The organism is Staphylococcus sp. GDX7P312P (assembly GCF_008385775.1).
GTDB classification, from domain to species: Bacteria; Bacillota; Bacilli; order Staphylococcales; family Staphylococcaceae; genus Staphylococcus; species Staphylococcus haemolyticus.
Window position 1 is genome coordinate 1 of record NZ_VUKI01000062.1, and the last position, 13,345, is coordinate 13,345.

At 32.4% G+C, this 13,345-nt stretch carries 11 protein-coding genes; all 11 read right to left on the minus strand.

Features of this window, described 5'->3' with window-relative positions:
- Positions 1-232: 232 nt before the first annotated feature.
- Positions 233-1,279, minus strand: coding sequence for a recombinase RecA (gene recA, locus F1592_RS13110; protein WP_037551602.1), 1,047 nt, complete (start codon positions 1,277-1,279; stop codon positions 233-235).
- Between the two features lie 175 nt (positions 1,280-1,454).
- On the minus strand, positions 1,455-2,597 hold the full coding sequence (locus F1592_RS13115; protein ID WP_037537293.1) for a CinA family nicotinamide mononucleotide deamidase-related protein: 1,143 nt from the start codon (positions 2,595-2,597) through the stop codon (positions 1,455-1,457).
- Between the two features lie 154 nt (positions 2,598-2,751).
- The gene (gene pgsA / locus F1592_RS13120; protein ID WP_053017100.1) at positions 2,752-3,327 is read right to left on the minus strand and encodes a CDP-diacylglycerol--glycerol-3-phosphate 3-phosphatidyltransferase; all 576 of its coding nucleotides are present in this window, start codon (positions 3,325-3,327) and stop codon (positions 2,752-2,754) included.
- Between the two features lie 33 nt (positions 3,328-3,360).
- On the minus strand, positions 3,361-3,753 hold the full coding sequence (locus F1592_RS13125; protein ID WP_053017099.1) for a helix-turn-helix domain-containing protein: 393 nt from the start codon (positions 3,751-3,753) through the stop codon (positions 3,361-3,363).
- Positions 3,754-3,774: 21 nt separating this feature from the next.
- Entirely contained in the window at positions 3,775-4,605 is an 831-nt protein-coding gene (locus tag F1592_RS13130; protein ID WP_037551607.1) for a YmfK family protein, read from the minus strand.
- Between the two features lie 173 nt (positions 4,606-4,778).
- Positions 4,779-5,483, minus strand: a complete 705-nt coding sequence (ymfI, locus tag F1592_RS13135; protein ID WP_053017098.1) for an elongation factor P 5-aminopentanone reductase — start codon at positions 5,481-5,483, stop codon at positions 4,779-4,781.
- Complete coding sequence (gene yfmH / locus F1592_RS13140; protein WP_107609740.1) at positions 5,483-6,772, minus strand: EF-P 5-aminopentanol modification-associated protein YfmH; 1,290 nt, start codon at positions 6,770-6,772, stop codon at positions 5,483-5,485. The genes ymfI and yfmH overlap by 1 nt, the downstream gene beginning before the upstream one ends.
- Entirely contained in the window at positions 6,772-8,046 is a 1,275-nt protein-coding gene (gene yfmF / locus F1592_RS13145; protein WP_053017096.1) for an EF-P 5-aminopentanol modification-associated protein YfmF, read from the minus strand. Before yfmF ends, yfmH begins: the two co-directional genes overlap by 1 nt.
- A gap of 25 nt (positions 8,047-8,071) precedes the next feature.
- The gene (locus F1592_RS13150; protein WP_107610024.1) at positions 8,072-8,788 is read right to left on the minus strand and encodes a GntR family transcriptional regulator; all 717 of its coding nucleotides are present in this window, start codon (positions 8,786-8,788) and stop codon (positions 8,072-8,074) included.
- Between the two features lie 3 nt (positions 8,789-8,791).
- The gene (locus tag F1592_RS13155; protein ID WP_053017095.1) at positions 8,792-11,209 is read right to left on the minus strand and encodes a DNA translocase FtsK; all 2,418 of its coding nucleotides are present in this window, start codon (positions 11,207-11,209) and stop codon (positions 8,792-8,794) included.
- A 235-nt stretch (positions 11,210-11,444) separates the two neighbouring features.
- Complete coding sequence (gene rnjB, locus F1592_RS13160) at positions 11,445-13,118, minus strand: ribonuclease J2 (RefSeq protein WP_016930684.1); 1,674 nt, start codon at positions 13,116-13,118, stop codon at positions 11,445-11,447.
- Positions 13,119-13,345 lie beyond the last annotated feature (227 nt).

Sequence of the window (13,345 nt, forward strand, 5' to 3'; positions counted from 1 at the left end):
ATTTATGTCCCAGGCTCTTATATAAAAACAAAAAGCCTACTACAATGATAGGCGATAAAAACTGACTCCTAGTATTTCATTTATTCAATGCTTAATACTGGGGTAGCTTATCAAATGTAGCAGGCTTATTTCATATACTAAAAGTGAATTTTAATGAACTAATGTATTTTACTAAAACTTTATCGCTATATAGTTTGCGAAATATTCACTTCAATACTTAAAATTGTAAATACTATTCTTCATCGAATAATGTTTGAGGTGCATCTTCTTCTTTTTCATCAACATCTCCATCGAAAATACCGAGTTTTTCTCGTAACTTACGATCGATTTCTTCTTTAACTTGAGGATTTTCTTTAAGGTATGTTTTTACATTTTCTTTACCTTGACCCATTCGATCACCATTATATGAGTACCATGCACCTGATTTATCTACGATGTCATTTTCAACACCAAGATCAATCAATTCACCTTCTTTAGAGATACCTTGACCATACATAATATCTACTTCAGCGACTCTAAAAGGTGGTGCAACTTTGTTTTTGACAACTTTAATTTTAGTTCTGTTACCAACAATTTCTTGCCCTTGTTTTAACTGCTCAGCACGACGAACTTCTAAACGAACAGAACTATAGAATTTTAATGCACGTCCACCAGGTGTAGTTTCTGGGTTACCAAACATTACACCAACTTTTTCACGAATTTGGTTAATGAAAATGGCTGTTGTATTTGATTTTGAAATTGCACCAGATAATTTACGTAACGCCTGTGACATTAAGCGAGCTTGAAGTCCTACATGCGTATCGCCCATTTCACCTTCAATTTCTGCTTTAGGTGTTAATGCGGCAACAGAGTCAACTACTACAATATCAACTGCACCACTTCGAACGAAGGCTTCAGCAATCTCTAAACCTTGTTCACCATGGTCTGGTTGTGATAGATATAAATTATCAATATCTACACCTAATGCTTCTGCATATACCGGATCAAGTGCGTGTTCAGCATCGATAAATGCAGCAACGCCACCGTTCTTTTGTACCTCTGCAATAGCATGTAAAGCTACTGTTGTTTTACCAGAACTTTCTGGTCCATAAATCTCTATAATTCTACCTTTAGGATAACCACCTACACCTAGTGCGTTATCTAATGTAACTGATCCACTTGAAACACTTGAAACACGGCGTCCTTTATTATCTCCTAGTTTCATAACGGCACCTTTACCGAATGATTTTTCCATATTTTTTATAACTGTATCTAAAGCTTTTTGACGATCATTATCCAAAGCGAAACCTCCTATTAACGAGTTAATCATCGTATTAATATCTTAATTAATACTATACATTCAATTGAAACTAATTACAAGCATTTTGCGAATATTTGTTCGCTTTTAACAATGCAAGCCAAGATAAAATCGAACAAACGTACTAAAAATATACTCTAGTTTTCAAAAATAATAACTATTTAAACCAATTTATTAACTTTATCATGGCATAATTTTGACTTCTGCTTTTTAAAATATTACGTTTTAGAGGCATTTTAAATGTCTCATATTTAAACACACTGTCATCATAGTATCCAAGATAAACTTGTTCTTGATCGTGTAATAACGCTATACCCCAATCAGTTTTATATAAATCTTTTACATATTGAGATACATATTTTAATTTATCTAGAATATCATCAAAATCAGAAACAAAGACTGATGAATCAGGTAGTTGTCCTTTCAATAAATGATTTAAATCTTGGTTTTTCAAACGTGTATATAGTGCACCATTTGTCACGCCATCATATATACTGAAACTTTTATTTATAATATTCATCAATGCCTGTTCAATAACGACATCATCCGAACCGTAATAATAGTCACCTATTCTTGCAAGAATCTTCTCTTTAGTAGGTTCAATTAACTTTTTGCATTCTTTTTCTGTATTGGCATTAGCAGTTAATCTAATATAAACTTCATGCGTACCAGCTAATGGAGCAATAGTTGGATTATCTTGACTATCAATTAAATCCATTAACTCTGTTTCAACTTTAGATTCTCCAATTCCAGCGAATCTTAATTGTTCTGAGTGTATAACTCTATCTTCATCCATTAAATAAGGTAATAACTCATTCTTTGCCATTGGTTGCATTTCACTTGGTGGGCCAGGTAATAAAATGACTTTCTTATCATCATATTCCACCAACATACCAGGTGCCATCCCATAATTGTTTTGTAATACTTTTGCACCTTCAATAACCAAAGCTTGTTGCTTATTATTAGGCGTCATTTCTTGTCCTTGTTCTTTAAAATAATTCTCAATATATTCTAATGCATTCGTATCTGTCACAAGATTTTTACCAAGCACCTTCGCAACAGTATGCTTTGTTAAGTCATCTTTTGTAGGTCCTAATCCCCCAGTAAATACAAGTGTATCAAAACGTTTTAATCCCTCTTTGATAACATACTCTAATCTTTGAGGATTATCGCCAATCACAGTATGTTCGACAACACTTTTACCAATACTATTAAATAATCTTGATAAATATTGTCCATTCGTGTTAGCAATTTGTCCTAATAATAACTCAGATCCAACAGCTATTATTGAAATATTCATGTCCATTTATCCCCCTAACGATAATTCTTGCACAACATCTATCATTATAATGCAAAGTATGACATTTATTCTAAAAATTGAACTAAAAAACCAAGAATAAATAGGAATAGAATTATCTATCTATCGCTATCATTCTTGGTTATATTTCACTAATTTAATGTTTGAAAACATCTCTACCTTTATAAAAGTATTCAATACCAGATAAAATCGTGAATAAAACACCTATATAAAGTAATACTTGTCCAATTTGGATGCCTATCCATGTTGCTAATAAATCACCTAATAAAATCCAAATAATTGCAACCATAGTCACAGCAGTTTTAATTTTACCTAATTGACCAGCAGCACTAACAAACCCTTGTTCAATCTGTAATAGACGTAATCCTGTAACAGCAAATTCACGTGCAATTATAATGATTGCTACTACTGAATTTGTAAGTCCTAATTGAACCATAACAATTAATGCACTGGAAACTAATAATTTGTCAGCTAGGGGATCTAAGAATTTACCCATATTAGTTACAAGTTGCCATTTTCTAGCTAAGTACCCATCTAGGAAATCACTTAAAGAAGCTATAATGAAAATGATAGCAGCAATAAGTTGTTCAATACGGATTTCAAATCCACCTAAAATAGATACATTGCCAAATCCAAAGTTTACTAGAGCAAATAATATGAAAACCGGAATTAATATTACTCTGAAAACCGTAATTTGATTTGGAATATTCATGTTAAAGCCTCATTTCTAAATTTATCTCTCATTTTATAATAGTAACACAGCTAAGACCCATAAGATAAAAGTTATTACAATAATGCAACCAATAATTATCATTAATTGTAAAGGTTCTTTATTCTTAGTACGATATGTAGGCGCGTCATCATTATGATATCTATATAAAAGTTCATTCAATTGATGTTGACTATCTGGTATTTCCTCTTGATGCGCTTGAATCAGTTGTTGTGAATCAATATTTACCACACTCGCATAACGTCGAATAAAACCCTCTGCGTAATCAACTTTAGCTAATTTATCAAACTGATTTTGTTCGATTAATTTCAACGTATCACGTTTAATTTGAGTGCGCTCTTCTAATTCTGCTAACGTCATTCCTAGCCTTTCACGTCTACCTTTTAATGTTTCACCAATTGTCTTCACTTCTAAAAGCCTCCACAACCACTATTCAAAAAATCCAAATCCTCCGCCAAACATGTCTTCTCCAAAGTCTAGCGTGTTTTTACTTTTAACTGTTTGTTGTTTCATTTGATCATATTCAATTTCTTGATTTTCATTTTCTCTTAATTCAATAATATAATCAAAATCATCCATGCTATAATTACCCGATTCCACAAATAAATCTGGATGTTCAACCACTTTGATTGATGGTAAGGTCATTACTTCACGCACTAATTCTTGATGCTTAGGGTTTGATTCTCTAGCAGTGACAGCGCCATCAATAATATAAACATGGTTAGAATCATATTCTCCTTTAATAAGAGAGCTTCGTACAGTTTGCTTAATCAATGTAGAACTAATAAATAGCCATCGCTTATGCGCACATACACTTCCTGCTACGATTGATTCCGTTTTTCCGACACGCGGCATACCTCTGATACCAATTAATTTATGACCTTCCTCTTTAAAAAGTTCAGCCAAAAAATCTACCAATAAACCTAAATCTTCACGTTCAAAACGAAAAGTTTTTTTATCATCGGCGTCTTGTTCAATATAACGTCCATGTCTAACAGCCAATCTATCACGTAATTCAGGTACTCTTAATTTAGTAATTTCTATCTCACTAAGCTCATTGATTATATGTTCAAAGCGATTAACTTTCTCAAGACTGTCCGTTTTAATTAATAAACCCCGTCGACCTTGATCAACCCCGTTAATCGTAACGATACTTATACCTAACATACCAAGTAAACTCGAAATATCACCCAGTAAACCTGCTCGGTTAACTGTGATTTCATATTCAAGATACCATTCTTTCTTTTCGGCTACTGTCATCAATATCCGCCCCTTGTTTTAAATGGTAACCTACCATCGGAATATTAAAATTAGTAATCATATTATAGCATTTAGAACTTGGTTCAAAAATCTTTTTTTACTGTGTAAGGGAAATTTACTATAGCTAATAGAGTAGTGACGTTAAATGCTATCACATCCCTAATTGTCATAACTTAAATATACCAAGCACCGTTTACTTTTTGAACAGTTCCAGTAATACTTTTCGCCAAAGGATTCCATAGATAAGCACACGTATGCGCAATTTCACAAGGATTAATCATTCTTTGCTGAGGCAATTCTGCTAATATAGCTTTCAATTCATCTGAATTAAAAACTTGTGACATATTTCCACTTACAAAACCAGGCGTGATAGCATTAACAGTGACATTAGTCATCGCTAATTCTTGACTTAGCGCTTTGACGAAACCGATTTGTGCACTTTTCATTGCCGAGTAAATTGTTTCCATACTCGCACCTATTTCACCCCAAATGGATGAAATAACAATAATTCGACCAAACTCACTTTGACGTATTAAGTCTATAAAATAACGACAACATCTAATTAACTGCTTAACATGAATGTTATAACTAAGATCAATATCTTTATCTGACATATCTTGCAATAAGCCATACAAAGCTGTACCACTACTGTATATCAAACAATCTAAATGTTTGATGTGAGCAAATGTAGTTTCCAAATCAATATTTTGCGTCAAATCAACTTGTATAAATTCGACTGCTTCGCCTTTGTACTTATCTTGTAATGCTTTTAAATCTGATTGAAAATATTGAATAATTACTTCATTACCTTCTTCTAATAAACGCTCTACAATTGCTGTTCCAATAGAGCCTGACCCACCAAGTACTAACGCTCTCATTAAGCTTTAGGCTCCAATCGACTATCAACCATATTATTGATATTTAAAAATTTAGATGCAGTTTCGTTAATACTATCTAATGTTATATTATCTATAATATCTAACATATCGAATACACTGACGCCCTCAAAGTATAATTTAGAATATTGATTTGCAATATATTCAGGAGAATTTAAACTTGAAATAAATTCTCCAATAAATTGTTTTTTCAACAATTCAAATGCTTCTTGATCATCAAGATTGCCACAATACTTGTTTAGTTCACTTAACAACACTTCTTTTAACTTATCTGGATATTGCGTTGCACTGGTGATAATTGAAAAACAATATGTAGGTTCGAGTACAAATTGATATCCAAAAGATTCGTCTATTAAATCTTCATTTAATAAAGTCTGATAAAATTCAGTTTCTTCACCAAATATTAATTCGAAAAATAGTGTCATTTCTAAATCATGTTGTACGTATTCATGTGGTGACGCTTCAGTTGGTTCATTTTTAAAACCTAACATTAATCTAGGAGATTGTAATTTCATTTCTTCTGAAACAAATGGTGTTATAACATTTGTTGGTTCATCAACAGTTGCTCGTTCAATGCTAGACTGATTCGTTTTATCCCTTTTATTTTCATGAGTTTCAACTATGTCACGTATGTTTTCAGGATTGACATCCCCAACGACAAATAACACCATATTTGATGGATGATAAAATGTTTCATAACATAAATATAAATCATCTTTAGTAATGTTATAAATGCTTTCAACGCTTCCTGCTATATCAACTTTAATAGGGTGATTTTGATACATAGCACGTAAAGTATTAAACATAATTTTATAACCAGGTTGCTCCTGATACATCTTTATTTCTTCAGCAATAATACCTTTTTCTTTATCTACCGTTTCCTTAGAAAAGAAAGGCGTTTCAACCATTTCTAATAATCTTAAAATATTCCTTTCAACATTATCTGTTGCACTGAACAGATAGCTAGTGCGATCAAAACTAGTAAATGCGTTTACTTGAGCATTATCATTGGCAAATGCAGTGAATAAATCTTCAGTATCATCTTTCTCAAATAACTTATGCTCTAAAAAGTGAGCGACACCATCTGGTACGGTCACAAAATCATTTTGATTATGAGGTTTGAAAGTATTATCAAGAGAGCCAAATTGAGTAGTATACGTTACAAACGTCTTTTGGAATCCTTTTTTGGGGATAACAAATAAACGTAAACCATTAGTTAATTCATGTTCAAAAACACGTTCATCAATCAGTTCATAGTATGTTTCCCTCATTAAGAATGATCCCCCTTTGTAAGTACATATATCGTAACTAGTTCTGCTTTATTAGCCATTGATATCACATCATCCTTTGTTACTCTTTGAATGTGATCTATGTAGTTTTCGTCTGTTTGTTTATAATCTAACAGTAGTTGATTTTGCATGACCTCGATGATACTTTTAGGTCGATCGGTTATTTCGTGCCTATGAGAAATGATAATTTTTTTAGCAAGTTCTAATTTATCTATATCAAATTCACCGCGTTTAAACTTATCAAACTCCTCTAAAATTGTATCTTTAGCTAGTTCATATTTATCTGCTGAAACACCGCTTAATACAAAAAGATAACCGTTTTTACCATCTAATTGAGAGTGTATTGAATATGCTAGACTTTGCTTTTCACGGACTTCATTAAATAATACAGATGATGGATCGCCACCGAACATCGTGTTTAATACAACCAATGCATAATAATCATTTGCCCCGAATCGTGTTGGAAAACGATAACCCATATTTAATTTAGCTTGATCGACTTCATCTTCTTCAACTATATATTGTGTTTCTGAACTTGAATCTTTTAAATTAAGTTGATTAGTTTTCGCTATTTTAAATGGATTAATCGTAAATTTAGATTGAATTAATTGTTTAACTTCTTGTTTATTTACGTTACCTACTACATAAACGGAACAAAGGTCATTACTAATCATGTTTTGGTATGTATTATACAAATTTTCAGGTGTGATTGTACTAATTTTTTCAATCTGACCTGTGGCTAAATGACGATAAGGTTCATCTTTAAACATATATTTTAATAAATTCAAGAAAGAATATTGTGCTTTATTATCAATTACAGCTTCAATTTTCTTTGATAATAATGATTTTTCTTGATTTACAAACGTTGTGTTAAAGGCATTATTCTCTATAAGTGGATTCATTATCACTTCATATAGTACATTTAACCCTTTTTCAAATAAGGGTGTTGAATCTTTTAAATAGCGTTCGTTAACTATTTCTAATGAGATAGTGATAACGTGTTTATCTTTAAATTTTGAGACAAAACTATGTATGTATGCACCATATAGTTCAGATAGATGTTTACTAAATGCTTTATCCGTGGACCATTTTTTTGTAGCACGTATTAACAACTTGCTTAACAATGATCGTGCTGTAATAGTTTCATATTCTAAAGGTGCCATAAATTTAAAGGTAATCATAGTTGTCTTAAATTTATCTGTAGGTAACACATCAATATGTATTTGATGCTCATTATTGATTTGTTGTTCTAACATTCATCCACACTCCTTAATATTGTTTCTATATTTTTGTACGCGTCAGTTTAAATTTAACTAGACTGCTTTTCACATAATTTAATGAGTATAAAATAGGTTTACCCATTTCGTCATAATGTACAACCTTTAATAGCATTAAACCTTCATGTGGAGATGCGTTTAGAATATCAGAAATATGTGGTTCATAACTAATGGCTTCAACCTCTGTTTCAGCTGAAGCGACTTTACGTCCCGTATTAGTCTCTATTGCATTTAACATAGAACCATCGCTCACTTGATAATCTGCACATGTTAGATAATCTTCTGCGATTTTATCTAAACAATAAATTACTGGTTGGTGGTTGGCAGTACGCAGTCGTTCAATGATTGTAATAGGTTGTTTATCATTGATACCTAACATTTGTGCATCCAGTATGGAGGCAGGTTGTTGCTCTAAACTTAAATATTCCGTGCCTGAGTGGTAGCCAGCTTCTTTAATCATATCGTTGATGCTAAATAATTTATTCAATGGATAGAAGAAGGGGTGCAATGTTTTTACGCTTGGTCCTTCTTCAAAGTTATCTGTCAAGACTTGTTCAGTTATGAGTTCACCAATCGCTTCATAGACATCATCAGTTTTTACATTTAATTCTCTAGCAATCGATAAATTGCTAGGTAGTTTATCACCAGGTTTTAAAGATTGTTCTTTAATCTGCTTTAGAATATATTCTTTCACTTTAAAAGCTGAGTTTAACTCTGTCATCATTTACACCTCTTCATCATCTAAATTTACTAATACTTGTCTAGGTTTACTGCCCTTTTGTGGTCCGATAACTTGGTTACGTTCCAAATCGTCCATTAATCTAGAAGCACGATTATAGCCAATCCTAAATTGTCGTTGCAATAGTGAAGTACTAGCTTTCTGTTGTTCAATTACAAATATATATGCATCTTCATATAAAGCATCTTCACTCTTCATTTCTGATTTATCTACTGGCGCATCTGGTTCCATTTCTTTCACATAATTTGCTTTTTGTTGTTCAACAACAAAGTTAACTACATCTTGTACTTCTTGATCACTTAAGAAAGCACCTTGTACACGCGTTTGAGCTGATTCACCATTTCCTACATATAGCATATCACCTTTACCAAGTAATTTTTCAGCTCCCCCAGAGCCTATAATTGTTCTAGAGTCAGTTTGAGAACTTACTGCGAACGCAATACGTGATGGTATATTATTTTTGATTATACCAGTGATTACATCTACAGATGGTCTTTGAGTAGCAACAATTAAATGAATGCCTGCTGCTCTAGCCATTTGAGTGATTCGTTGAATTGCGTTCTCTACTTCTTTACCTGCAACCATCATTAAATCAGCTAACTCATCTACAATGACTACTATATATGGTAATTCTGCCTGTTTTTCATCAAGTTCTTCATTCTGACGGCGTATAAATTTATTATACCCTTCAATATTACGTGTAGATGAATGCTGGAATAAATCATATCGTCGTTCCATTTCAGCAACTACCTTCTCTAATGCTTGAGAAGCTTTGTGTGGATTTGTAACTACCGGTATTAATAAATGTGGTACTCCATTATAAACATTTAATTCCACCATTTTAGGATCAATTAACATAAGTTTAACTTCATGAGGTTTTGCATTTAAAAGAATACTAGTAATAATGCCATTGATACATACTGACTTACCACTACCAGTTGATCCTGCAACTAATAGGTGGGGCATTTCATTTAATTGAATTGTCATTGGTTCACCAGAAATATCTCTACCAAGTCCAACTTCCAGCTTATTACTCGCTGGGAATTTAGATTCAAGAACTTCTTTAAGCGTAACTAAAGAAATCTTATCATTTGGTACCTCTATACCAACAGCTGATCGACCTGGAATTGGTGCTTCTATTCGCACATCTTTCGCTGCCAAAGCAAGTGCAATATCATTATGCAAATTAACAATTTTACTAACCTTAACCCCTTGGGCTGGTTGGATTTCATATTGTGTAACAGCTGGACCAATTTTAATTTGCTTAACCTTTGCATTTACACCAAAATTTTTCATTGTTGATTCGAGTATCTGGCCTTTACGTTGAACTTCAGACTTAGATGTAGATTGTTGCTTAGCTGGCTGATTAAGTAATGATAATGGAGGAATGTGATATGCCACATTTGACTCTTCACCAGCTTCGGAAATTGTTCCATTCATTTGATGATTATCATTTGAATTCGACTCTGGTAAATTTTTATCCTCTAGATTTGTTTCCTCGTTACTACTATTCTCTTTATCAATATTTTCACTATTTAAACCAAAACGTCTTTTCTTACGTTTATTAGTAGTTGTTTGTTTACTTTCTTGCGATTCACTATGTCCATATATAGGAATATCTTCTGGTTCAGTATTAACTTCAGGGAAATCACTAACATCTTTGATTTGTTCTGACTCAAGTTGTTCTTGTTCTAATTGATGTTGTCGTAGGCGTTCACGCTCTTCTTCTTTTTCACGTTGACGTTCTTCTTTTTTAAGTTTGTTTTGTTCTCTTTTTACTTTGAAATTAGATGATGCACTTTGACTTGAGTTTCTCATTTTATCAATTGATGCTTTAACAACATCTCTATGTCTAAGTTTAAGCAATAAAATAATACTAGAACTTAATAAAATTAATGTAAGGATGATGACACCAGCAATTGAAATGAGTGGAATAAATATTTTAAGTAAATAAAATCCTATTAATCCCCCACCAAAATTCGGGAAATGACTATGTTCATAAGCCTTATACACATAGGATAAAACAGGTTCTCTTTCAGATACTGCACCTTTTTGAAAATGGTAAATAATTTGTGTTGTAATTAATAAGACAAATTGTAATGATATTAACCCAAAAGTCCGTCTTGTTTTAGGAAATTTCTTTTGCATTGCAATATAGACTGTAATCAAACTTAGTAATATGTATGTTAAATAGCGACTCATTCCAAACAAATAATTGAAAAAGCTATCAATCATTCGACCAACAATTCCTAATTGGAACATTCCCAAAACCGACAAAATGACTATAATGATTGCAACGATATAGCGAATTGAGCTATCTTTTTTCTGTTGCTTTTTCTTAGTCGATTTACGAGCTGTTGCACCCTTTTTACGAGTTGTTGTTTTTTTCTTAGTTTGTGGCAAAATAGTACACCTTCTTTATTTCTCACTTAATATTTCTTCTAATACAAATATTTATAGTATTCCGATATGTATTAATAGTATTTTTAAAAGTATGAAAGAGGTTGGAACAATACCAACCACATTTAGACTTATCGTCATAAACTAAAGTGAATAATTTAAGTAATGAGTTTACATAACCTTTTAAATTATTACACAACTGTGATGTTGTCCCGACCTCTTTTTGATTGTATATATCTTAAATTTCTGAAATAACTGGAATAATCATTGGACGACGTTTTGTACTTTCAAATAGTAATTTACTGATTTGATCTCGCATATTCTGTTTGATGTCAGACCACTCAATACGTTTCTCTTGAAGACCTGCTTCAACAATTTCACGAACCTTATCTTCTGCTTCCTTCATTAGTTCTTCACTTTCACGGACGTATACAAAACCACGTGATTGAATTTCAGGACCAGCAGCAATTCGTCTATTTTTCGGATCCAATGTAACAACTGCAATAAAAATACCATCTTCTGCAAGTAAATGACGATCTCTCAATACGATATTACCGACATCTCCTACACCAATACCATCGATAAGAATATTGCCAGAATTAACTTTCTCGTTTAATACCATATCTTTACCATCGTAATGAATAACGTCTCCCTTTTCGACTAAGAAAATTTTCTCCGGCGCCACACCAGATTCGTTAGCCAATTTAGCATGCGCAATTTGCATTTTAAATTCACCTTGAACAGGGATAAAGTATTCAGGTTTCATAATATTAATCATCATTTTTAATTCTTCCATGCAACCATGACTAGATGCATGAATCTTTTTATTGTTAGGAATAATATATGCACCTGCGCGCACTAATTCATTTAGTGTATCAGCAATGATAACTTCCATATTAGCTGATGCTGTGATTGCTAAATATACTGAATCGCCTTCTTCAATATTCATTATTTTGTGTTTTTGTTGGGCCATTTGGCTCAATGCTTCGATAGGTTCGCCTTCCATACCAGTGGCTATAATTACGACTTCATTTTTAGGATAATTTCCAACTTCGTTAATAGGGATTAACAAGTCTTTAGGAATGTCAAAATATCCCATTTTACGTGCAATATTAAACGAACTTTCAAGTGAACGACCTAAAAATGAAACTTTACGATTTAATTTGCTTGCAGTGTTCAAAACTTGTTGGATTCTAATAAAGTTTGAAGCATAGCATGACACAATTAAGCGTCCTTTTACTTTCGCAAAAGCATCATAAATGTGCGATTCAATAACATTCTCAGGTGTATTATATCCTGGTTTCTCAGCTTCTGTTGAGTCACTGATTAATGCGAAGACACCTTCTTCTCCTATTTCAGCCATACGTTTGATATCTGGCGTGTAGTGTCCTTGTAAACTTTGATCAAATTTAAATTCACCTGTATAAACGATTGAACCGTATGAAGTATGAATGCAAATTCCTAAACTATCAGGAATGCTGTGTGTAGTGTTGAAGAAAGTGATATTAACATTTTTAAATCTCATTACCGAATCATGATTTACAGTATAATAACGTACTTTCTTTTTAACATTACGTGACTTCATATTCTCTTTAACAAGTGCTAACGTTAATTTAGAGCCATATACTGGTGCATCAATTTGTTCTAAAATGTAGCTAACTGCACCAATAGCATGTTCATGACCATGGCTTAGAAAGATACCTTTTAGTTTTTCTTTATTTTCAATGACATATTGAATGTCAGGAATTACAATATCTACACCTAACATTTCATCTTCTGGGAACATTAACCCCGCATCTAACATAAACATTTCATCGTCTACTTCAACGATATACATATTTTTTGCGATTTCGCCGACACCACCAAGTGGAATGATGCGAATATCGTCATTCTTTTTTTTCACTAAACTCAAAATGTTACCTCCTATTATAAAATCCCCGTCCATATAAACTCATAATTTATTATAGTTTAATTTATGTTGGATGTACACTATTAAAGTATTTCTTGAGGCATTATAGTAACAATCGAATTTAGTATTAGATATTATATAATTCTTAATTTTAATGATTCCTGAAAACTAATAAAAGAGGCTGGGACAAAATAAAATGGCTCTATAATAAGAGTCCGGGACATAAAGTT